21 protein-coding genes, 1 tRNA gene and 1 pseudogene are annotated in these 20,129 nt (G+C 64.1%); 18 read left to right on the plus strand and 5 right to left on the minus strand.

The window, feature by feature from the left end; translation table 11 throughout:
- The first annotated feature begins 90 nt into the window (after window positions 1-90).
- The 6 genes from QCM77_RS12940 (at window position 91) to QCM77_RS12965 (ending at window position 3,766) form a co-directional block, all read left to right on the plus strand.
- Window positions 91-519 (plus strand): PaaI family thioesterase, encoded by a 429-nt coding sequence (locus QCM77_RS12940; RefSeq protein ID WP_279664433.1) that lies wholly within the window; start codon window positions 91-93, stop codon window positions 517-519.
- Window positions 520-677: 158 nt separating this feature from the next.
- Window positions 678-1,142, plus strand: a complete 465-nt coding sequence (rplM, locus tag QCM77_RS12945; protein ID WP_091965253.1) for a 50S ribosomal protein L13 — start codon at window positions 678-680, stop codon at window positions 1,140-1,142.
- Window position 1,143: 1 nt separating this feature from the next.
- Window positions 1,144-1,623, plus strand: a complete 480-nt coding sequence (gene rpsI, locus QCM77_RS12950; protein WP_279664432.1) for a 30S ribosomal protein S9 — start codon at window positions 1,144-1,146, stop codon at window positions 1,621-1,623.
- 229 nt (window positions 1,624-1,852) lie between these two features.
- A complete protein-coding gene (locus QCM77_RS12955) occupies window positions 1,853-3,073 on the plus strand; it encodes a GGDEF domain-containing protein (protein ID WP_279664431.1) in 1,221 nt (406 codons plus the stop codon).
- A gap of 57 nt (window positions 3,074-3,130) precedes the next feature.
- Entirely contained in the window at window positions 3,131-3,367 is a 237-nt protein-coding gene (locus QCM77_RS12960) for a hypothetical protein (protein WP_279664430.1), read from the plus strand.
- A 102-nt stretch (window positions 3,368-3,469) separates the two neighbouring features.
- Entirely contained in the window at window positions 3,470-3,766 is a 297-nt protein-coding gene (locus QCM77_RS12965; RefSeq protein ID WP_015685728.1) for an antibiotic biosynthesis monooxygenase family protein, read from the plus strand.
- Here the strand turns inward: QCM77_RS12965 and QCM77_RS12970 are convergent.
- The gene (locus QCM77_RS12970; protein WP_279664427.1) at window positions 3,756-4,913 is read right to left on the minus strand and encodes an AI-2E family transporter; all 1,158 of its coding nucleotides are present in this window, start codon (window positions 4,911-4,913) and stop codon (window positions 3,756-3,758) included. The two genes, QCM77_RS12965 and QCM77_RS12970, sit on opposite strands and share 11 nt — an antisense overlap.
- A gap of 258 nt (window positions 4,914-5,171) precedes the next feature.
- Between QCM77_RS12970 and QCM77_RS12975 the strand changes: the two genes are divergently transcribed.
- Entirely contained in the window at window positions 5,172-5,945 is a 774-nt protein-coding gene (locus tag QCM77_RS12975; RefSeq protein ID WP_279664425.1) for a gamma-glutamyl-gamma-aminobutyrate hydrolase family protein, read from the plus strand.
- 107 nt (window positions 5,946-6,052) lie between these two features.
- On the opposite strand, the gene QCM77_RS12980 is transcribed toward QCM77_RS12975, so the two are convergent.
- Entirely contained in the window at window positions 6,053-6,271 is a 219-nt protein-coding gene (locus QCM77_RS12980) for a hypothetical protein (RefSeq protein ID WP_279664424.1), read from the minus strand.
- A gap of 180 nt (window positions 6,272-6,451) precedes the next feature.
- Here QCM77_RS12980 and pdhA point away from each other — a divergent pair, with 180 nt between their 5' ends.
- The 5 genes from pdhA (at window position 6,452) to QCM77_RS13005 (ending at window position 11,946) form a co-directional block, all read left to right on the plus strand.
- A complete protein-coding gene (gene pdhA / locus QCM77_RS12985; protein ID WP_279664422.1) occupies window positions 6,452-7,549 on the plus strand; it encodes a pyruvate dehydrogenase (acetyl-transferring) E1 component subunit alpha in 1,098 nt (365 codons plus the stop codon).
- On the plus strand, window positions 7,542-8,522 hold the full coding sequence (locus tag QCM77_RS12990) for an alpha-ketoacid dehydrogenase subunit beta (RefSeq protein WP_279664420.1): 981 nt from the start codon (window positions 7,542-7,544) through the stop codon (window positions 8,520-8,522). Before pdhA ends, QCM77_RS12990 begins: the two co-directional genes overlap by 8 nt.
- Window positions 8,523-8,543: 21 nt before the next feature.
- On the plus strand, window positions 8,544-9,638 hold the full coding sequence (locus tag QCM77_RS12995; RefSeq protein ID WP_279664418.1) for a dihydrolipoamide acetyltransferase family protein: 1,095 nt from the start codon (window positions 8,544-8,546) through the stop codon (window positions 9,636-9,638).
- 158 nt (window positions 9,639-9,796) lie between these two features.
- Window positions 9,797-11,188 (plus strand): NfeD family protein, encoded by a 1,392-nt coding sequence (locus QCM77_RS13000; protein WP_279664416.1) that lies wholly within the window; start codon window positions 9,797-9,799, stop codon window positions 11,186-11,188.
- A complete protein-coding gene (locus QCM77_RS13005; protein ID WP_279664414.1) occupies window positions 11,185-11,946 on the plus strand; it encodes a slipin family protein in 762 nt (253 codons plus the stop codon). Before QCM77_RS13000 ends, QCM77_RS13005 begins: the two co-directional genes overlap by 4 nt.
- Window positions 11,947-12,075: 129 nt before the next feature.
- Here the strand turns inward: QCM77_RS13005 and glnA are convergent, their stop codons facing one another.
- Both glnA and QCM77_RS13015 read right to left on the minus strand, forming a co-directional pair.
- Window positions 12,076-13,485, minus strand: a complete 1,410-nt coding sequence (gene glnA, locus QCM77_RS13010; RefSeq protein ID WP_279664413.1) for a type I glutamate--ammonia ligase — start codon at window positions 13,483-13,485, stop codon at window positions 12,076-12,078.
- 168 nt (window positions 13,486-13,653) lie between these two features.
- Window positions 13,654-13,992 (minus strand): P-II family nitrogen regulator, encoded by a 339-nt coding sequence (locus tag QCM77_RS13015; protein WP_007603495.1) that lies wholly within the window; start codon window positions 13,990-13,992, stop codon window positions 13,654-13,656.
- A 380-nt stretch (window positions 13,993-14,372) separates the two neighbouring features.
- On the opposite strand from QCM77_RS13015, the gene QCM77_RS13020 reads away from it, so the two are divergent.
- From QCM77_RS13020 to QCM77_RS13035, 4 genes and pseudogenes are all read left to right on the plus strand, one after another.
- The gene (locus QCM77_RS13020; protein WP_279664406.1) at window positions 14,373-15,872 is read left to right on the plus strand and encodes an NAD(P)H-hydrate dehydratase; all 1,500 of its coding nucleotides are present in this window, start codon (window positions 14,373-14,375) and stop codon (window positions 15,870-15,872) included.
- Window positions 15,872-16,336 (plus strand): GNAT family N-acetyltransferase, encoded by a 465-nt coding sequence (locus QCM77_RS13025; RefSeq protein ID WP_279664405.1) that lies wholly within the window; start codon window positions 15,872-15,874, stop codon window positions 16,334-16,336. The genes QCM77_RS13020 and QCM77_RS13025 overlap by 1 nt, the downstream gene beginning before the upstream one ends.
- Window positions 16,337-16,345: 9 nt before the next feature.
- A pseudogene (locus QCM77_RS13030) lies at window positions 16,346-16,638 on the plus strand (type II toxin-antitoxin system RelE/ParE family toxin).
- 1 nt (window position 16,639) lies between these two features.
- Window positions 16,640-16,927 (plus strand): addiction module antidote protein, encoded by a 288-nt coding sequence (locus QCM77_RS13035; RefSeq protein WP_007603498.1) that lies wholly within the window; start codon window positions 16,640-16,642, stop codon window positions 16,925-16,927.
- A gap of 10 nt (window positions 16,928-16,937) precedes the next feature.
- On the opposite strand, the gene QCM77_RS13040 is transcribed toward QCM77_RS13035, so the two are convergent.
- Window positions 16,938-18,254, minus strand: coding sequence for a multicopper oxidase family protein (locus QCM77_RS13040; protein ID WP_279664404.1), 1,317 nt, complete (start codon window positions 18,252-18,254; stop codon window positions 16,938-16,940).
- 152 nt (window positions 18,255-18,406) lie between these two features.
- On the opposite strand from QCM77_RS13040, the gene QCM77_RS13045 reads away from it, so the two are divergent.
- A tRNA-Leu gene (locus QCM77_RS13045) sits at window positions 18,407-18,491 on the plus strand.
- Between the two features lie 173 nt (window positions 18,492-18,664).
- Window positions 18,665-20,026: a trigger factor gene (gene tig / locus QCM77_RS13050; RefSeq protein ID WP_279664403.1), complete on the plus strand. Its 1,362-nt coding sequence runs from the start codon at window positions 18,665-18,667 to the stop codon at window positions 20,024-20,026.
- Window positions 20,027-20,129: the final 103 nt, after the last annotated feature.

A 20,129-nucleotide genomic window follows, 5' to 3' on the forward strand; every position in this document is an offset into this window, starting at 1 on the left:
CATTGAAGCGTTTCCAGTTGGATTATTGCAATTGGATGATGCAGATAACCTATTGTAACAGTGCAAGTGAAGCGAGAGGTGAAGCGTAGCATGGCGTTAGCGAAAATGAGCGTGGCGGAGCTCGAGCAGTTTCTCCGCGGGGAGTTTCCCCAGGCCTTCAGCGGCGACGACATCGCCATCGAAAGCGCCGACGGCCAGACCTCGCTGCTGCGCCAGCGCTATAGCGAAAGGATGCTGCGGCCGGGTGGAACCGTGTCGGGGCCGACGCTGATGGCACTGGCCGATTTCGCGATGTACGTGGTGCTTCTGTCGGCGATCGGGCCGATCGGGCTCGCGGTCACCACCAATCTCAACATCAATTTCCTGCGCAAGGGCCAGCCCGGGCAGGACGTGCTGGCGGAGGCGCGGCTGCTCAAGCTCGGCAAGCGGCTGGCGGTCGGAGAGGTGAACCTGTTGTCCGGCACCTCGCCCGATCCGATCGCCCATGTCACCTCGACCTATTCCATTCCAAACGTTTGAACTTTTCGCAGGTATTTTAATACCATATTTTTAAGCCATTGATATTGAACATGTAAATTCCACCTTTGGGCATTGACCGTGGCGCCTCTGTTCTCTAGAAAACCGCCCAGTCCGGTGCGGTGTTCGCGCCGATGCTCCCCGTCCACGGAAACTCTGACATGAAAACCTTTTCGGCAAAGCCGGCTGAGGTGACGAAGAAGTGGGTATTGATCGACGCCAAGGGTCTGGTCGTCGGCCGTCTCGCCACCATCGTCGCCATGCGCCTGCGCGGCAAGCACCTCCCGACCTACACCCCGCACGTTGATTGCGGCGACAACGTCATCATCATCAACGCGCAGCATGCGGTTCTCACCGGCCGCAAGCGCGAGCAGAAGACCTATTACAAGCACACCGGTTATGTCGGCCACATCAAGGAGCGCACCGCGCGCCAGATCCTCGAGGGCAAGCATCCCGAGCGCGTGCTCGAGAAGGCCGTCGAGCGCATGATCCCGCGTGGTCCGCTCGGTCGCGTGCAGATGGGCAACCTCCGCGTCTATGGCGGCGCCGATCATCCGCACGAGGCCCAGACGCCCGAAAAGATCGACATCGCCAAGTTGAACCGCAAGAACACGAGGGCCGCATAACATGGCCGAATCCATCCAGTCGCTCGACCAGCTCTCGCAGTTCAAGACTGCGGCCGCGCCCGACGCGCCCAAGCACGAGAAGAAGGTCGACAAGTTCAACCGCGCCTATGCCACCGGCAAGCGCAAGGACGCGGTCGCCCGCGTCTGGATCAAGCCGGGCGCCGGCAAGGTCACCGTCAACGCGCGCGAGGTCGAGGTCTATTTCGCCCGTCCCGTGCTGCGCATGATGATCGAGCAGCCCTTCTCCGTGGCCGCGCGTTCCGGCCAGTACGACGTGATCTGCACCGTCGCCGGCGGCGGCCTCTCCGGCCAGGCCGGCGCGGTCCGTCACGGCATCTCCAAGGCGCTGACCTATTTCGAGCCGGAGCTGCGCACCGTGCTCAAGAAGGGCGGCTTCCTTACCCGCGACTCCCGCGTGGTCGAGCGCAAGAAGTACGGCAAGGCCAAGGCCCGCCGGTCCTTCCAGTTCTCGAAGCGTTAATCGCTTCGGTCACATTCGTCGCGAAAGCGGCTTCAATGAGATGCAAAAGGGCGCTGATTTCAGCGCCCTTTTTGCTGTTCGTTTGTATGCAAATTGATGGCGTGTTTCCTGAAAACTTGGGTCCGCATGAAAACCTGAATGGAACTCGCGGGACATAGCGTCGCATTTGGAAGGGCGCGCAAATCGGCTGGGCCGATCGCGTAACTGCTATGTCTAAGAGGGGGCCGACATGACGTCGCTCGATAGCATCACGCTCTATTTGGTCGCGACCATGGTTGCCGCACTGCTCGGCGCCATGATGGTGTTTTTCGGAAGGCAGGAGAACAGCCCTGCGTTGAAATGGTGGGGCACCGCGTATCTCCTCGGCGCCGCTTCCGTGGCGCTCTGGACTGCGGCCGGCGACAAGCTGGGCCCGCATCTTTACCTCGCGCTGAACGCGGTCGGCTTCGTCGCCTGCGGCATGGTGTGGAATGCAGCGCGCGTCTTCCACGGCCGCAAGCCGAACTGGCCGGGTCTCCTGGTCGGCGCGCTGGCCTGGGCCGCTGCCGCCACGCTGCTCGATCCCGCCGCGTCCATGCTGCGCATGATCGTCGGCGCCGGCATCGTCTCGGTCTATGCGGCGCTGACCGCGAGCGAACTCTGGGTCGAGCGGCGCAAGAGCCTGCAACGGCGCTGGCCGGCCTTCGTGGTCCCGGTGATGCACGGCTGCGTCTTGATGCTGCCGATCGTGCTTGGCAGCTTCCTGCGCCCGAACGATGCCGGCTTTTCCACCAGCATCTGGGTCACCGTGTTCGCGGTCGAGCTCGTGCTCTATGCCGTCGGCACCGTGTTCGTGATCTTCATGCTGGTGTCCGAACGCACGGTCACCGCGCACCGGACTGCCGCGTCGACCGATCCGCTAACCGGCATGCTCAACCGCCGCGGCTTCTCGGAGGCCTGCGGCCGCGTGATCGAGCGCGAGGCCAAGGCCGGCCGTCCGGTGACCGTGATGATCTTCGACATCGACCATTTCAAGTCGATCAACGATCGCTTCGGCCATCCCGCCGGCGACGAGATGCTGAAGCTGTTCTCGACCGTCGTCGTCAGCAATCTGCGCATGACCGACATGTCGGGCCGCATCGGCGGCGAGGAGTTCGCGGCGCTGCTGCCGTGTTCGCTGGAGGAGGGCGTGCTGGTCGCCGAGCGCGTGCGCGAGGCGTTCGAGACCTCCGGCGTCGTGGTCGATGAAGGCCCGGTCGATACCACCGTCAGCATCGGCGTCGCCGGCGGTCCGGCCGGCACCGAGCTCGAAGTGCTGCTGGCGTCGGCCGACACCGCGCTCTACCAGGCCAAGCGCGGCGGCCGTAACCGCGTCGAGGCGGCGGAGGAGCTGCCACTGTCGCTGGAGAACTGGCGCCGCCAGAGCGCCGCGCGGATCGGCGTGTCGCGGCCGCAGCCGGCGACAGCCTAGGCAATGGAGGCCTTGCGGTAATCCCCTGTTTACCATTCGATCCCTACCATTGCGGTCATGGAATCGATCCGTCGACAGAATCCGCAGGTTGCCCTGATGTCGCTCGAAGCCGCTGCGGCCTCGGCACGCGGCGGTTTCGCCTGCCTGTTCTCGACCGCAGACGAATACGAGAGCGCGCTGATCACCGAGCGCCGTGCCCAGGGGCGCTATACGCAAGGCCGCAATTACTGGCCGCTCGCGCTGTTCGCCGGTTGTGCGCTCATGGTGGCGGGCACCGTTCTGCTGCTCGCCTGAGTGATCTGCATTTTTGGACCGGGCAGGGCGCCGTTTCGGCGCCTTTTTCTTTGTCGCCGGCTGCGCTAGACACGCCCGTCGAACAAAAATGGGTGGAAACAGATGATCACCGAGATCGCGCAAATCGACGTCAAGCCGGGCAGCGAGAAGGACTTTGAGGCCGCCGTCGCCAAGGCCAAGGCCGCTTTCGGCCGCTCCAAGGGTTTTCATGGTTTCGAGCTGCACAAGTCGATCGAGAAGCCGCAGCGCTACCGGCTGATGGTGAAATGGGAGACGCTGGAGAACCACACCGTCGACTTCCGCGGCTCGGAGAATTTCACCGAATGGCGCGGCCTCGTCGGCCAGTATTTTGCGTCGCCCCCTGAGGTCGAGCACACCGAGACCGTGCTCACGACCTGAGCAGCGTCACGCCGCCTCCGCCAAGGGGCGGCGCCTCATACGCCTTGAAATGGTCGATCATGACCTTGGCGATGGCGACCAGCGGCAGCGCCAGCGCCAGGCCCCAGATTCCGAACACGACGCCGAGCAGGATCTGGAACGCGAACAGCGTGGCCGGCGGGATGTCCAATGCCTGCCGCTGGAGGATCGGCGTCAGCACATAGCTCTCCATGGCGTGCACGCCCATGAAGAGAACAAAGGCCGACAGCGCCGGAATCCAGCCGGAGGCGAGGCTCGCCAGCACCACGACGACGCCGGCGATGATGGCGCCGACGGTCGGGATGAAGGCGAGCAGGCCCGCCTGGATTCCCAGGATGAACGAGCCGGGGATGCCGATGACGGCGAGCCCGATCCAGGTCACGACGCCGACCGCGAGCATGACGGTGATCTGCGCGATCAGCCAGCGCTCCAATGTCTCGCTGATGCGGTCGATGACCAGGGTGACGCGGCTACGATGCCGGGCCGGCGCCAGGAACAGCAGGCCGTCGTGATAGGCGGCGGGCTGGGCGGCAAAGGCCAGCCCCAGGAACAACACGATGAAGATGTTCCCTACACCGTGGATGGCGCCAAGCAGCAGCTTGAAAGTCTGGCTCACGATCGCTCCGCCACTCGAGGCGAGGGCGCCGGCGGCGGGCAACGGACCGCGCGATGCCGTTCCAGGTGAGGGCGTCGCGTCCGGGGGCGCATTGGCGGAGGAATCAGCCGCTGTATTGCCGAGATCGAAGAAGCTGGTGTCGAGGCCGTGGTTTTCGAGGAACGACCTGACGTTGGTGATCTGCGACTTGATGGTCTTGCTCAGCAGTGAGGCCTGCTCGGCGATGGTGGCGCCGCCGAGATAGGCAACGCCGCCGAGCATGACAGCCAGCGCGGTGCAGACGATCGCGAGCCGGACCGCATGCGGCAGGTGCACGCGGCGGCCAAGCGCGTTGGTCAGCGCGTTGAGGCCGACGCCGAGCAGCATGCCGGTGAAGATCAGGAGCAGGGTGGCGGCAAAATACCAGGTGAAGACCAGCATTGCCGTGAACAGCACGACGCCGATGCCCCCGACCGAGATCGACCAGGCCAGATCGGTGCGGGTCCGGGGCCGTTCATCCGCGGGAATGGTCACATCGGGTCCTTTTCGTGGGCGGCGGGCGGGGCACTCTTTCGTGAAATCCCGTCGGGGATCAAGCCGGGCTCTGGCGCGATTTGACGCGTCCTTGGCCTCGCGGGCCAACGCGGCGGTTGCGAAAGGGGGCCACGCCCGTCCTCCGGCCGGCCATTTGCGCGAAAATAGCATTGCCGTCCCGCGAAGCCGTCTGTTGAATTTGTTCCACCCCAAGGGCATGTTTGGAGAATCTTCTTACTGGAGAGGTCGGAACGGGAGATGAGAAAGCCGGTCGTCGGCGTGATCGGGAATGCCCATCGCGTCGAAAATCGATTTCAGGTCCAGATGGTCGGCGAACGCAATTTGCGTGCGGTGGCCGAGGTCTCCGGCGGCCTGCCGGTGATGTTCGCGGGAGCGCCCGACATCACCGATATCGCGGCGCTGCTCGACACCGTCGACGGCATCGTGCTCACCGGCGCCCGCGCCAACGTCCATCCGACCCGCTTCAATGTCGACCCGTGTGAGCGGCACGAGCCCTACGACATCCACCGCGACGAGGTGGCACTGGCGCTTTCGGTCGCTTGCGTGTCCCGCGGCATCCCGCTGTTCGGCATCTGCCGGGGGCTGCAGGAGATGAACGTCGCCTTCGGCGGCTCGCTGCATCCCGAGATCCGCGAAATCCCCGGCCGCATGAATCATCGCATGCCCCGGCTCGAGAACGGCGAGATCCATCCCGATCCGACCGTGGTGTTCGCTGATCGTCACGACGTCGATCTGACGCCGGGCGGTGCGTTCGCAGAATTGCTCGGCTGCGAGAAGATCAGGGTCAATTCGCTGCACGGCCAGGGCATTCTCGAGCCCGGCAAGCGCGTGCTGATCGAGGGCATCGCCGAGGACGGCACCATCGAGGCCATCCGCATCGCGGAAGCCAAGACCTTTGCGCTCGGCGTGCAATGGCACGCCGAATACGACCCGCAGCGCAATCCGGTCAATCGCAAGATTTTTCAGGCCTTCGGCGAGGCGCTCTTGGCACGGCAGCGGGCGACGGCGTAGCGCGCATCGTGGGCGGGAAGGCGCACCCCGTTTGATGAGCAGGGCGGGATCCTGAGCGATCGTTCGAACCGCTCTTGAGGCTGCGATCCCTGGCGGTTGACTGTGCGTCAGCCCTGCGTGAAGTCGCCGGGTCTTAGTCCGAGCGCCTTAACGGCGACTTCCGGAAGCGGTCCATATGCTTCGACCCGCTCATTCGGGGCCATCATGGCTGCGATGATCGCGGTGGCCCTTGCCGGATCTCCTTCAGCCACAAAGAAAACCGAGCGGATGGGCGCGCCGCCGCCCAAAGGTTCAGTTGTCACCAGCACAACCTGACCATTTGCCATGGTCTCCTATACCTCCGTTACGACCGCGTTTCCATGATCGTATGGATCGATCGCCAACAAAGTGGCGGTGCAGCAGCGATCAGGCGTGCCGGAGCTAATCCTCCAGTGGTATTGCATCGTGTCGGCACAAACGCCACCTGACTGAGTTGTAGAAGGCACAATCGCTCCGGGAGTGAGAGCGTGGCCAGCCGAAGGGTAAACCAGGACCTTCCCATCATCGCGCGCTTCGAGGTACGTCGTCGCAACTACCTCGCGCCAGACGGCTCGATCCAGCGGCCGCTGCCTGCCTTCGCCTCCGACGCCAAGCTTCTGGTTGCGCTTTACCGGTCGATGGTGTTGCTGCGCCTGTTCGACCGGAAGGCTGTTGCGTTGCAGCGCACCGGCCGGCTTGGGACTTACGCCGTTTCGCTCGGCCAGGAGGCTGTGTCGGTCGGGATAGCCAGTGCGATGCGGGAGGACGACGTGCTGTTGCCGTCCTATCGCGACAACGGTGCGCTGCTCTGGCGTGGCGTCAAACTGGAGGAGATCCTCCTGTTCTGGGGCGGCGACGAGCGCGGCAACCGGTTTTCAGGACCGGTTCACGATTTCCCATTCTGTGTCCCGGTCGGCTCCCAGGCGCCGCATGCCGCCGGTGTCGCCTATGCCCTCAAGCTTCGCAAGGAACCGCGCGTCGCCGTCTGCCTGTTCGGCGATGGCGCCACTTCGAAAGGCGACGTTTACGAAGCGATGAACTTTGCCGGCGTGCACAGATTGCCGCTAGTTTTTGTGGTGGCCAACAATCAATGGGCCATCTCGGTAGCACTACGTCTGCAGACGGCTTGCGAAACGCTGGCCCAAAAGGCGATCGCCGCAGGCTTCGCCGGTGAGCAGGTCGACGGGAACGACGTGGTGGCGATGCGAGCCGCTGCCGACGAGGCGATCGCCGCCGCCCGCGACGGCAATGGTCCTCGCTTCATCGAGGCGGTCACCTACCGGCTCGGTGATCATACGACCTCCGACGACGCAGCGCGCTACCGTTCGGCCGAGGAAGTCCAGGCGCGTTGGAAGGAAGAGCCGATCGCGCGGCTGCGGGCCTATCTCGTCGCCCAGAAGATGTGGGGCAAGGCAGAGGAGCAGCGGCTCGCGGCCCAATGCCATGAGCACGTCGAGGCGGCGGCCGAACGCTATCTGGCAACCGCACCGCGCCGCCCGGAAACGATGTTCGATCACCTCTATGCCGACCTGCCCGAGGTCTATGCCGCGCAGCGCCGCGAACTCGCGGGAGAGCACGATGGCTGAGGCGACGTTGGTGGAAGCCATCAATCTAGCGCTCGGACGCGCGATGCAGGATGATCCAGACGTTGTTGTGCTTGGCGAAGATGTGGGCGTCAATGGAGGCGTATTCCGCGCTACCGCAGGCCTGCAAAAGCGCTTTGGACCGGAGCGCGTCCTCGACACGCCACTTGCCGAACTGCTGATCAGCGGGCTCTGCGTCGGCATGGCGGCGCAGGGGCTGAAGCCCGTGGGCGAGATCCAGTTCATGGGGTTCATTTACCCTTGTCTCGACCAGTTGGTGAATCACGCCTCGCGATTGCGCAACCGGACGCAGGGACGGCTCACCTGTCCAATGGTTCTGCGCACGCCGCACGGCGCCGGCATCCGAGCGCCCGAGCATCATTCCGAGAGCACCGAGGCGATGCTCGCCCATATTCCCGGCTTGCGCGTGGTCATGCCGTCGTCGCCGGAACGCGCCTATGGACTTCTGCTTGCCGCCATCCGCGATCCCGATCCGGTGGTGTTTCTGGAGCCGACGCGCCTGTACCGCGCGGCCAAAGGCGAGGTGGAGGACAATGGCGAAGCCTTGCCGCTGGATGTCGCTTTTGTCTTGCGGGAAGGCCGAGACCTCACGCTGATCAGCTGGGGTGCGATGCTGAAGGAGACCCTGGCCGCGGCCGATGCGCTGTCTCGTGAGGACATCTCCGCCGAGGTCATCGATCTCGCAACGCTAAAACCCTATGATGAAGACACCGTGCTCGGTTCGGTCGCAAAGACCGGGCGCTGCGTCATCGTACACGAGGCGGCACGCACCGGCGGTTTTGGCGCCGAGATCGCCGCGACGATCGCCGAACGCCGCTTGTCGTCGCTGCTTGCGCCTGTCACCCGCGTTGCGGGCTACGACACCATCGTCCCGATGGCTCGCCTCGAGCAATACTATATGCCTTCGGTCGAACGCATCGTGACCGCCGCCCGCAGGGTCTGCCAGTTCACCTAGACATCAACGGAATCTTGGCTCATGCGCCAGTTCACGCTGCCGGATCTTGGAGAGGGACTCGAGGAGGCGGAGATCGTGAGCTGGTATGTCGGCGAAGGCGATCACGTCGTCACCGATCAGCCGCTCCTTTCCGTCGAGACCGACAAGGCGGTCGTCGAGATTCCGTCGCCGTCGAGCGGACGCATCGCGCGCGTGTTTGGCACCAAGGGCGATATCGTGAAGGTCGGCATGCCGCTCGTCGAATTTGCCGAGGGCGCCGAACAGGACACGGGCACCATCGTTGGCGAGCTCGGCGGCGACGAGGCCGCGCGGGCGGCAACGATCGCTACTGCACGACCGGCCGGACCGCAGGTGTTCCCCGCGGTACGCGCGCTGGCGCAAAAGCTCGGCCTCGCGCTCGAGCTCGTCGAGGGCACCGGTCCCGGCGGTACCATTACGCGGGCCGATGTCGAGCGGGCTGCGAAGGGCACGTCCGACACGGGACCTGCCGAGCCGCTGCGCGGGATGCGGCGCGCGATGGCGCAACGCATGGCGGCATCCCATGCCGAGATCGTCCCCGCCACTGTCACCGATGAAGCCGACATCGACGATTGGCGGCAGGGCGAGGACGTGACGATCCGCCTCGCGCGGGCGATCGCTGCCGCTTGCAAAGCCGCCCCCGCGCTCAATGCCTGGTACAATTCAGGTACGGGAGATCGGCGGCTGATCGACCGCGTCGATCTCGGCATCGCCGTCGATACCGAGGGTGGCCTGATTGTTCCCGTGCTGCGCAATGTTGCCGCGCGCGAGGTGTCCGACTTGCGGGCCGGCCTCGATCGTCTGCGGGCGGACGCCATCGCGCGCGCGATACCTCCGGAAGAACTGCGCGGCGCTACGATCACGCTGTCGAATTTCGGAATGATCGGAGGCCGGTTTGCCAATCTGATCATCGTGCCGCCGCAGGCGGCAATCGTAGGCGCTGGCCGAATCTCGGAACGCGCGGTCGCGCATCGGGGCCAGCTCGCGGTCAGGCGTCTTTTGCCGTTGTCGCTCACCTTCGACCATCGTGTTGTGACGGGCGGCGAAGCCGCGCGCTTCCTGGTTGCACTCAAGTCGGATATCGAGCGGGCTTCATGAACCGCGCGACTGCACCGCAGGCAGCAAAAGTCTTTCGACCGACCTGCGCCATAGCATTGCCATTGCGCTGCACAACGACGCGCGTGATCCCTCATCCCGAATCCGGGCATTGAGGTTCCGAAACGGAACACCATATCTTCGGCAAGGGAGCCCTTGTCGTGCGGACCATGAAGGCGGCTTTCGTTGCGGCGATTGGCGCCGTGGCTTTGATCTGCTGCCTCCTTCCCAGCTCAGCGAAGGAGAACGGCCGTCTTGCACTGGTTGTTTCGATCGATGGGGCCATTGGCCCTGCGTCGGCCAGCTACGTGAAGGAGGCTTTCGCCAAGGCAAGCGAACGGCGTGCCGAGGTCGTGCTTCTGAGAATGAACACACCCGGCGGGCTTAATTCCAGCATGCGCGAGATCATCACGGATGTGCTGGCCTCGCCCATCCCCGTCGTCGGTTACGTCGCTCCCTCCGGCGCCCACGCGGCGAGCGCGGGGACCTATATCCTCTATGCGACCCACATCGCGGCGATGGCGCCAGGCACCAATATCGGTGCGGCGACGCCGGTGCAGATTGGCGGACCGCTGCCGGGGCTGCCGAGTGGTACCCCGGACAAGGGCGGCAAGGACAAGAAGGACGGCGACCAGCAAAGCGAGCCGAAGGATGCCATGACGGCAAAGGCGACCAACGATGCGGTCGCCCTCATCCGCAGCCTTGCGGAGCTGCGCAACCGCAATGCGGACTGGGCCGAGAAGGCGGTCCGTGAGGCTGCCACGCTCTCTGCCAATGCCGCGCTACAGGCACATGCCATCGATCTCGTCGCGCGCGATCAGGCTGAATTGCTCAGAGAGCTCGATGGTCGTGTGGTGGAGGTTGCGGGCGGCAAGACGCAACGCCTCGCGACGAAGGATGCCGTCGTTGAAGCCATCGACCCCGGATGGATATCCCGCTTCCTGGCGGTGATCACCGATCCGAACGTGGCGTTCATTCTCCTGATGCTCGGCATCTACGGCGTGATCTTCGAGTTCATATCCCCCGGTGCCGTCGCCCCGGGAGTCGTCGGCGCGATCTGCCTGCTGATCGGTCTCTATGCCCTCAATTTGCTGCCGATCAATTATGCCGGCCTTGCCCTGATGTTGATTGGACTCGTGCTTCTCACCGTCGAAGCCTTCAACCCGACCGTGGTGATCGGTCTCGGCGGGATCATCGCTTTCGTGCTGGGAGCGCTGATGCTTTTCCGGGTCGAGGCGCCGGGCTACCACCTGTCGTGGTGGGTGATCGGCATCACTGCTTCAGTGTTCATCGGCTTTGCGCTCGTCGTGCTTGGTTCGCTTCGGCGCGCCGCCAAGGCTCCTGAACGGGTCGGCGCGCGGGCCATGCGAGGCTTGCCCGCCGAGGTTCTCGACTGGAACGGGAGCGAAGGTCATGTCTTCGCCCATGGTGAGCGCTGGCAGGCGCGCGGCGCCGAAACGTTCAAGCCCGGCGAGACAGTCGAAGTCACTAACGTCATCGACCTGACGCTGCTGATCCGGCGCGCACCAACAGGCGAAGGAGGTACATCATGATGCTGGAATATCTGACCTATGCGGCACTTGCGCTGCTTGTCATCATGGTTCTATCCCAGGCTATTCGAATCCTGCGCGAATACGAGCGTGGCGTCATCTTTACACTCGGCCGCTTTACCGGCGTGAAGGGCCCGGGCCTCATCATCCTCGTTCCGATCGTGCAGCAACTCGTAAAGGTCGATCTCAGGGTGATGGTGCAGGTCGTGCCGCCGCAGGACGTGATTTCGCGGGACAACGTGTCCGTCAAGGTCAACGCCGTTCTGTACTTCCGCATCGTCGACGCCGAACGGGCCATCATCAAGGTCGGCGATTACATGGCCGCCACCAGCCAGCTCGCACAAACCACGCTGCGCTCGGTGCTCGGCAAGCACGAGCTCGACGAGTTGCTTGCCGAACGCGACAGGTTGAACGCCGACATCCAGGAGATACTCGACAAGCAGACCGACGTCTGGGGCATCAAGGTGACCGGCATAGAGATCAAGGACGTCGATATCAACGAAACCATGGTGCGCGCGATTGCCAAACAGGCCGAGGCGGAGCGGTTGCGGCGGGCCAAGGTGATCAATGCGATGGGTGAGCAGCAGGCCGCCGAAAAGCTCGTCGAAGCCGGCCGGATTCTCGCGCAGGAGCCTCAGGCGATGCAGCTACGTTACTTCGCGGCCCTGCATGATATCGCGGGCGAACGGTCTTCGACCGTCGTCTTTCCCCTGCCGACGGGCTTGTTCGACCATCTTATGCCGCGGCGGGACAATCCGTAGCCACAAGTCCCCAATCGTCATCGCAAATTGCGGGATGATGGGTTTCGCAAGGACGCTGCCTATCCTGTGTGCCAAACGAAAAGGCGCCCCTCGCGGAGCGCCTTCTTGTCGTGTCCTGTTCGAGCCTGATCAGCCCGAATAGTACATGTCGAACTCGACCGGATGCGGGGTCATTTCGAAGCGGGCGACTTCGGTCATCTTCAGCTCGATATAAGCGTCGATGAAGTCGTCGTCGAACACGCCGCCGTTCTTCAGGAAGCCGCGATCCTTGTCGAGGTTTTCGAGCGCCTCGCGCAAGCTGCCGCACACCGTCGGGATCTGCTTCAGCTCTTCCTTCGGCAGATCGTAGAGGTCCTTGTCCATCGCCGGACCCGGATCGATCTTGTTCTTGATGCCGTCGAGGCCCGCCATCAGCATCGCGGCGAAGCCGAGATAGGGATTGGCGAGCGGATCGGGGAAGCGCACCTCGACACGCTTGGCCTTCGGCGAAGCGGTGTAGGGGATGCGGCAGGAGGCCGAGCGGTTGCGCGCGGAATAGGCGAGCAGCACGGGAGCCTCATAGCCCGGGACCAGACGCTTGTAGGAGTTGGTCGACGGGTTGGTGAAGGCGTTGATCGCCTTGGCATGCCTGATGATGCCGCCGATGTAATGGAGGCAGGTTTCCGACAGGTCGGCGTACTTGTTGCCGGCGAACACCGGCTTGCCGTCCTTCCAGATCGACTGGTGCACGTGCATGCCCGAGCCGTTGTCGCCGAAAACCGGCTTCGGCATGAAGGTGGCGGTCTTGCCGTAGATGTGCGCGACCTGGTGGATGCAGTATTTGTAGATCTGCATGTGGTCGGCCATCAGCGTCAGCGTGTCGAACTTCATGCCGAGCTCGTGCTGGGCGGAAGCGACTTCGTGATGGTGCTTCTCGACCTTCACGCCCATCTTGGCCATGGCGCCGAGCATCTCCGAGCGCATGTCCTGCACGGAGTCCTGCGGCGGCACCGGGAAGTAGCCGCTCTTGGTGCGGACACGATGGCCGAGATTGCCGCCTTCATATTCGGTGTCGGAGTTGGTCGGCAGCTCAGAGGAATCGAGACGGAAGCCGGTGTTGTAGGGGTTGGCGGAGAAGCGCACGTCGTCGAACACGAAGAACTCGGCTTCGGGGCCGACGAACACGGTGTCGCCCACGCCCATCGACTTCACCATCGCCTCGGCCTTCTTGGCGATGCCGCGGGGGTCGCGGTTGTAGGGCTCGCCGGTGGTCGGCTCGAGGACGTCGCAGGTGATGACCATGGTGGTCTCGGCGAAGAACGGATCGATCGTCGCGGTCACCGGATCGGGCATCAGGCACATGTCGGACTCGTTGATCGCCTTCCAGCCGGCGATCGAGGATCCGTCGAACATCGTTCCTTCGGCGAAAATGTCCTCATCGATCATGCTGATGTCGAACGTAACGTGCTGCCACTTGCCGCGCGGATCGGTGAAGCGCAGGTCGACGTATTTGACGTCGTTGTCCTTGATCGATTTCAGGACGTCTTTGGCGGTCTTCATGCATACCCCTTTTGGCTCTGCGGGTCGGTTTCCAGGTGAGAAGGATTATTCTCGAGCAGGATTGTTCTCGCTTTTGGCGAGTTCGCGCGCGACCGCACAAACGAAATCAGGCCGCCGAAGCAGCCTATTTCTTGTCAGAGTGTCGCAAAATGCGGGATAGCACCCGGCTCAGATAGCGTCCAGCCCGGATTCTCCGGTCCGGATGCGGATCGCCTCTTCGATGTTGGAGACGAAGATCTTGCCGTCGCCGATGCGCCCGGTTTGCGCGGCGCGCCGGATCGCGTCGATGGCGCGCTCGACCAGATCGTCGCCGATCACGATCTCGATCTTCACCTTGGGCAGGAAGTCGACGATGTACTCTGCGCCGCGGTAGAGCTCGGCGTGACCCTTCTGGCGGCCGAAACCCTTGGCTTCGGTGACGGTGATGCCCTGAAGGCCGACTTCCTGAAGCGCTTCCTTCACCTCGTCGAGCTTGAACGGCTTGATGATGGCTTCGATTTTCTTCACTGCGCGCCTCCCGGCCTTTCGAACAAATAGCAACGTCTTCGTCAGGATGCGCTTTTCTTAACGCACGATCTTGTCTTCGCTATGCCGGGATCCCTGACCAGTCCGGCAACAACGGCCGGCCACACCTGATAAATGCCAGTGAGCACGACGAACCGAAGCGGCTTCCGCGAAAGCAGGGTCTATGCCAAGTTGCAAATGCCCTGATTATTGGAGCGTTATCAGCCTTTTAACGTGCAGCTCTGATAGGTGGCGCCGACCCGCACAATTACCGCAGACTACGAAATAGGCAAGCGGTTCAATATCTGTGCAGATCGGTGCTCCGTCGGATGGGCCGTCACGGAGCGTGCCTGTTGAAAAGGCGTTTGGACCAGGGAAGTGGCATGGAAGTTCTGACCAACGCCGAAATGCAGCGCGCCGACCAGCTCAGTATTGCGGCAGGCACCCCCGGCTTCAAGCTGATGCTGAGCGCGGGCCAGGCGGTCGCGGAGGCCGCCCATGCGCTGGTGGAGGAGGGGCCAATCCTGATCGTGGCCGGCCCCGGCAACAATGGCGGTGACGGTTTTGTCGCAGCCGCCGAGCTCGCCGCCCAGGGCCGCGAGGTCTCGGTGATCCTGATGTGCGAGCGCGACCAGCTCCAGGGCGATGCGGCCTCGGCCGCGCGGGGCTGGAAGCATCCGGTGCTCCCGTTCACCCCGCAGGCGATCGGCAGGCCCGCGCTGATCATCGATGCGCTGTTCGGCGCGGGCTTAAGCCGCCCGGTCGACGGCGAGGCGCACGCGATGATCGAGGCGATCAACGCCAACGGGGCGCCGGTGCTCGCGGTCGACCTGCCGAGCGGCATCAACGGCACCAGCGCGGCCGTGCTGGGCGTGGCGGTGAACGCCACCGAGACCGTCACCTTCTTCCGCAAGAAGCCGGCGCATCTGCTGCTGCCGGGGCGCATGCATTGCGGCCATGTGCGTGTCGCCGACATCGGCATCGACGCGCAGGTGCTGGACGAGATCGGGCCGCAGACCTTCGAGAACGACCCGGATTTTTGGGGCGCCGCCTTTCCGGTGCCGCGCATCGACGGCCATAAATATGCGCGAGGTCACGTGCTGGCGGTCTCGGGCGATGCGGCCGCGACCGGTGCAGCGCGGCTCGCCGCGCGCGGCGCGCTGCGCGCCGGCGCGGGCCTGGTGACTTTGGCCACGCCGCGTGATGCGCTCGCGATCAATGCGGCTGCACTCACCGCGGTGATGGTTCGCCCCGTCGATACCGCAATCGAGTTCGGCGAGCTGCTCGGCGACAAGCGCTACAACACCTGCATGATCGGCCCGGGTGCCGGCATCGGCGATCGCACCAGCGATTTCGTCCACACCGCGCTTAACGCGCAGCGGCACGTCGTGCTCGATGCGGATGCGCTGACGAGCTTTGCCGCAAATCCCGAGCGGCTGTTTGAATCGATCAAGACGTCGCAGGACAAGGCGGTGGTGCTGACGCCTCACGAGGGCGAGTTTCCACGCCTGTTCTCGGACCTCAGCAATAAGCATCCGGGCCGCTCGAAGCTGGAGCGCGTGCGCGCCGCCGCCGAGCGCTCCGGCGCCGTCGTGCTGCTGAAGGGCCCGGACACCACGATCGCCGCGCCCGACGGCCGCGCCACCATCGCCGCCAACGCACCGCCCTGGCTCGCCACCGCCGGCGCCGGCGACGTGCTCGCCGGCATCATCGCAGGCCTCCTTGCGCAAGGCGTGCCGGCGTTCGAAGCCGCCAGCATCGCGGTGTGGATGCATGGCGAAGCGGGGAGCGAAGCCGGGCCGGGCCTGATTGCGGAGGACCTCACCGAGACGCTGCCGGCCGTGCACCGGCGGATCTATAATGCGCTCGGGATCGAGTACTAGTGCTGAGGCAACTCGCGCTCACCGATATGGGCGCGGCGGCGCAAGTTCACCGGGCTGCATTCGACCATGCGATGCCCTGGCTCGTTGGGCTGCATACGCCGGACCAGGACCGCTGGTTCTACCGCGAGCATGTCTTCGCGACGTGCCGCGTGTGCGGACGCTTCGACGGCGATGTACTGAGCGGGATCATCGCTTTCCGGGACGGCTGGATCGAGCAGCTTTACGTGCTTCCTGCTGTTCAAGGGCGCGGCGTCGGCACCGAACTCCTCGATGTCGCCAAGCAGGCCTGCGAACGGCTGGAGCTCTGGACCTTTCAGCGCAACGCGCAGGCGCGGCGCTTCTATGAAGCGCGCGGGTTCACGCTGGTCGAGCAAACCGACGGAGCGCGGAACGAGGAGAACGAGCCCGACGCTCGGTACCTCTGGAGGCGTACGCCACTTGATTCGCGAATCATTGTAGTCTAAAAACTACATGTGGTTGAGCTCAAGCAGACTGAGACGTTTCGGAAGTGGCGATCGCGTCTCAAGGATGAACGTGCCAGAGCGCTGATTGCGTCGCGATTGGATCGGTTGGCTCATGGGCACGCAGGCGACGTCGAACCGGTGGGCGACGGTGTGAGCTGCGTATTCATCACGGCCCCGGATATCGCATCTATTTTCAGAAGCGGGGCAACACGATCATCGTTTTGCTGTGTGGGGGCGACAAGAGCACGCAGGTGAAAGACATCAAGGCGGCGAAGCGCCTTGCCGAGATGTGGAGCGAATGAGATGGGCGAAAAGTTGACGACTTACGATCCGGCCGAAGACCTGCAGTCTGACGAGGCCATTGCCGTTTTCATGGAGGAAGCGTTCAAGACCGAAGATGCGGCTTATATCGCGCACGCGCTTGGCGTCGTGGCCCGTGCGAAAGGGATGACGCAAATCGCGAAGGAGACAGGTCTTTCTCGCGAGCAGCTTTATCGCTCGTTCAGCACCAACGGTAATCCGACGCTCAAAACGACGATAGCGGTGATGAAGGCGCTCGGAATCGAACTCACGGCCAAGCCGCACGCCTGATCGGCGCGCCTCACTCCACCGCGTACCAGCGCACCAGCCGCGGCGCGGCCCAGTCGGTTACGACGGATTCGATCAGCCATCGCCCGGGGGAGGCCGCAGCGAACGCGATGCGCTGGGTCTGGCCGGGTTCGATCGCGAGCGTATCGAGCCGGTAGGGCTTCCAGCCGTCGTCGAGCTTGTCGAGCAGGCGGAAATGGTGGCCGTGCAGGTGGAAGACGGCGGCGACGGGTGCGGGGTTCTTCAGGGCCAGCACGACGGTGCGGCCGGCCTTGGCGCGGAAGGCGGGGGCGGAGGACGTCGAGAAATTTGCAGGCCGCGTCCAACCGCTGTCGGGAGCGCCCAGCGCGACATCGAACCGCAGGGCGCCTCTCAGATCGAGCCGGTCGGGAAGGTCGTTCAAGGGGAGCGGCTGCGGCGGCAACAGCGGCGCGGGCCGCTCCAGCTTGCCTGAGATCACGAGGCTGCCGACCTGGCGCGCCTCCCTGCCGTCATGCAGCAGGAATTGGGCCGATGTGGCCGCATCCACAAAGGCGTCGGCGCGTGCGCCGGGGGCCAGCACCAGGGCTCCGTTGCGGGCCGGGAACGGCTCAGCCGGCTGTCCGTCCAGGGCCACCACCTGGACCTCGTGGCTTTCCAATTTGATCGCCAGAACAGATCGTTGGGAGCCGTTGATAAAGCGCAGCCGCAGCCGCTCATTGGCCACGGCTGAGAGTTCGAATGAAGTCTTGCCGTTGATTGTATAGAGCGGGGTCGTGTCCTTGGGGTCTCGGCCCGGGGGAAGCGCGGTGCCGTCCGGCCGCATCCGCCATTCCTCGATCAAGAGCACCACGTCACGATCGACGGCGACCGGGTTGGTCTCGGTGGCGATGAGCGGAAGCGGGCGCGCGGGCTGCTTCAGGCCGTCCTCGAAGAGCCGGAAGTCGGCCAGCAGGGTTCCGGCGTTTGGGATTGAAACAATTGATGTTTCCGTCGCGTCCGGTGCCGTCGGGGCCCGTCCTCGAAGCGGGTCGGCCGCGGCCGGGCCGTTAAGGCCGTACCAGACTGGAGCAAGCGGCACAGGCAGGTCGTTGCGAAATACCATCTCGCAGCGGTCGCCACGCTTGAGACGAACGTCTCCAAGACGGCTTACGGCGGCCAGCTCCCAGATGGGTGTAGCCGGCTGCCCCGGCCTCAGAGCCAGCGTCGCCGGCCTTGCCTGAAGGGCGAGCTGGGCGGTCACGGCCGGAACTGCGCCGCCGGCGATCAACCCGGCCGCAGAGGCTCCCAAGCCGGCTCCAAGCCCGGCCAAAACCTCGCGCCTCGTCGGGTCGAAGATCCGCGTTTTCATGGGCGATCCGGACCACGCCGCGCTGGATAAGTCCAGCCGTCGTGCCTAGTTAAAGCCTGCCTCTATCGGGCCATTTTTTTGCTGCGAACAGGCGGGCACATGCTATAAGCCCGCCGCCCGCGGCATCGCGGCCGGTCTTGATGCAAATTTACGCGGGCGTGGCGGAACTGGTAGACGCGCTGGATTTAGGTTCCAGTGACGAAAGTTGTGGGGGTTCGAGTCCCTCCGCCCGCACCAAGCGCTTTCAGCGTTTGCACGGATTACGCGACCTGCTTCCGCGCGGATGTTTGTCCGCCTGAAGCCGGTCCGATGAACCACCGGCGTTGAGGCGTTTGCCTCGCGCTGGATCGATTAATGACAGCGTCCCGACGCATGCGCGCCGGGGCCGAACGAGAAGAAGATTGGACGCCATGCAGGTCACAGAAACCCTCTCGGAAGGTTTGAAGCACGAGTTCAAGATCAGCGTTCCCGCGTCTGATCTCGACGCCAAGGCCGGTGCCAAGCTCGTCGACCTCAAGGACAAGGTCCGCATCAACGGCTTCCGTCCCGGCAAGGTGCCGGTCACGCACCTCAAGAAGGTCTATGGCCGCTCGGTAATGGCCGAGACCATCGACCAGACCATCCGCGACACCAACACGCAGCTGTTCTCCGAGCGCGGCTTCCGCCTTGCGACCGAGCCGAAGATCACCATGCCGACCGAGCAGGCCGAGGTCGAGGAGCTGCTCAACGGCAAAACCGATCTGACCTACACGGTTGCGATCGAGGTGGTGCCGTCGATCGCACTCGCCGACTTCAAGGCCTTCGAGGTCGAGAAGCCCGTCGCCGAAGTCACCGACACCGACGTCGACGAGGCGATCAAGCGCATCGCTGATTCCAACCGCGGCTATGCTGCGAAGGACGAGGGCGCCAAGGCCGAGTCGGGCGACCGCGTCACGATCAGCTTCAAGGGCACCATCAACGGCGAAGCCTTCGAGGGCGGCGCCGGCGAGGGCATCCAGGTCGTGATCGGATCCAACACCTTCATCCCCGGCTTCGAAGAGCAGCTCACCGGCATCGCCGCCAACGAGACCCGCACGCTGAAGGTGGCGTTCCCGAAGAACTACATGAACGACAAGCTCGCCGGCCAGCCGGCCGAGTTCGAGACCACCGCGACGCTGATCGAGGCGCCGCAGGATCTCGCGATCGACGACGAGTTCGCCAAGACGCTCGGCCTCGAATCGCTGGACAAGCTGAAGGAAGCGGCGCGCGAGCGGCTGGTCGCCGAGTTCGCGACCGCGACGCGCCAGCGCGTCAAGCGCGCGCTGCTCGACCAGCTCGACGAGGCGCATCGCTTCGAGGCGCCTCCCTCGCTGGTGGACGAGGAGTTCAATCTGATGTGGAACTCGGTCAAGGCCGAGATGGATTCCGCCGGCAAGACCTTTGCCGACGAGGACACCACCGAAGACAAGGCGAAGGAAGAGTACCGCAAGATCGCCGACCGCCGCGTGCGGCTCGGCCTCGTGCTCTCCGAGATCGGCGAGAAGAACAAGATCTCTGTGACCGACGACGAGGTCGGCCGCGCCGTGATCGAGCGGGCGCGCTCGATGCCGGGCCGCGAGAAGGAAATCTGGGACTATTACCGCAGCAATGCCCAGGCGCTGGCCCAGCTTCGTGCACCGATCTATGAGGACAAGGTCGTCGACTTCATCCTCGAGCTCGCCAAAGTGACCGAGAAGAAGGTCTCGCGCGACGACCTCTACAAGGACGACGAGGCGGAAAAGACCGCAGCCTGAGGGCTCCAGGAGAGCCTTCCATGAGAGCCTTCCATTAAGGATGATCAGCGAAGAGGTCGAGCTAGCCAGGTGGCCGGCTGGGCCTCTTTGTACGAATCAGCTT

The organism is Bradyrhizobium nivariense, assembly GCF_029846695.2.
Taxonomy (GTDB): Bacteria; Pseudomonadota; Alphaproteobacteria; order Rhizobiales; family Xanthobacteraceae; genus Bradyrhizobium.

Coding starts and splice junctions, on each gene's coding strand:
- QCM77_RS12980 (WP_279664424.1), bottom strand. CDS start 6,271: ATGGCAAATGGTCAGGTTGTGCTGGTGACAACTGAACCTTTGGGCGGC.
- QCM77_RS13035 (WP_007603498.1), top strand. CDS start 16,640: ATGGGCGAAAAGTTGACGACTTACGATCCGGCCGAAGACCTGCAGTCT.
- QCM77_RS12995 (WP_279664418.1), top strand. CDS start 8,544: ATGCGCCAGTTCACGCTGCCGGATCTTGGAGAGGGACTCGAGGAGGCG.
- rpsI (WP_279664432.1), top strand. CDS start 1,144: ATGGCCGAATCCATCCAGTCGCTCGACCAGCTCTCGCAGTTCAAGACT.
- glnA (WP_279664413.1), bottom strand. CDS start 13,485: ATGAAGACCGCCAAAGACGTCCTGAAATCGATCAAGGACAACGACGTC.
- QCM77_RS13020 (WP_279664406.1), top strand. CDS start 14,373: ATGGAAGTTCTGACCAACGCCGAAATGCAGCGCGCCGACCAGCTCAGT.
- QCM77_RS12955 (WP_279664431.1), top strand. CDS start 1,853: ATGACGTCGCTCGATAGCATCACGCTCTATTTGGTCGCGACCATGGTT.
- rplM (WP_091965253.1), top strand. CDS start 678: ATGAAAACCTTTTCGGCAAAGCCGGCTGAGGTGACGAAGAAGTGGGTA.
- QCM77_RS13005 (WP_279664414.1), top strand. CDS start 11,185: ATGATGCTGGAATATCTGACCTATGCGGCACTTGCGCTGCTTGTCATC.
- QCM77_RS12990 (WP_279664420.1), top strand. CDS start 7,542: ATGGCTGAGGCGACGTTGGTGGAAGCCATCAATCTAGCGCTCGGACGC.
- QCM77_RS13040 (WP_279664404.1), bottom strand. CDS start 18,254: ATGAAAACGCGGATCTTCGACCCGACGAGGCGCGAGGTTTTGGCCGGG.
- QCM77_RS12975 (WP_279664425.1), top strand. CDS start 5,172: ATGAGAAAGCCGGTCGTCGGCGTGATCGGGAATGCCCATCGCGTCGAA.
- QCM77_RS12940 (WP_279664433.1), top strand. CDS start 91: ATGGCGTTAGCGAAAATGAGCGTGGCGGAGCTCGAGCAGTTTCTCCGC.
- QCM77_RS12965 (WP_015685728.1), top strand. CDS start 3,470: ATGATCACCGAGATCGCGCAAATCGACGTCAAGCCGGGCAGCGAGAAG.
- tig (WP_279664403.1), top strand. CDS start 18,665: ATGCAGGTCACAGAAACCCTCTCGGAAGGTTTGAAGCACGAGTTCAAG.
- QCM77_RS12960 (WP_279664430.1), top strand. CDS start 3,131: ATGGAATCGATCCGTCGACAGAATCCGCAGGTTGCCCTGATGTCGCTC.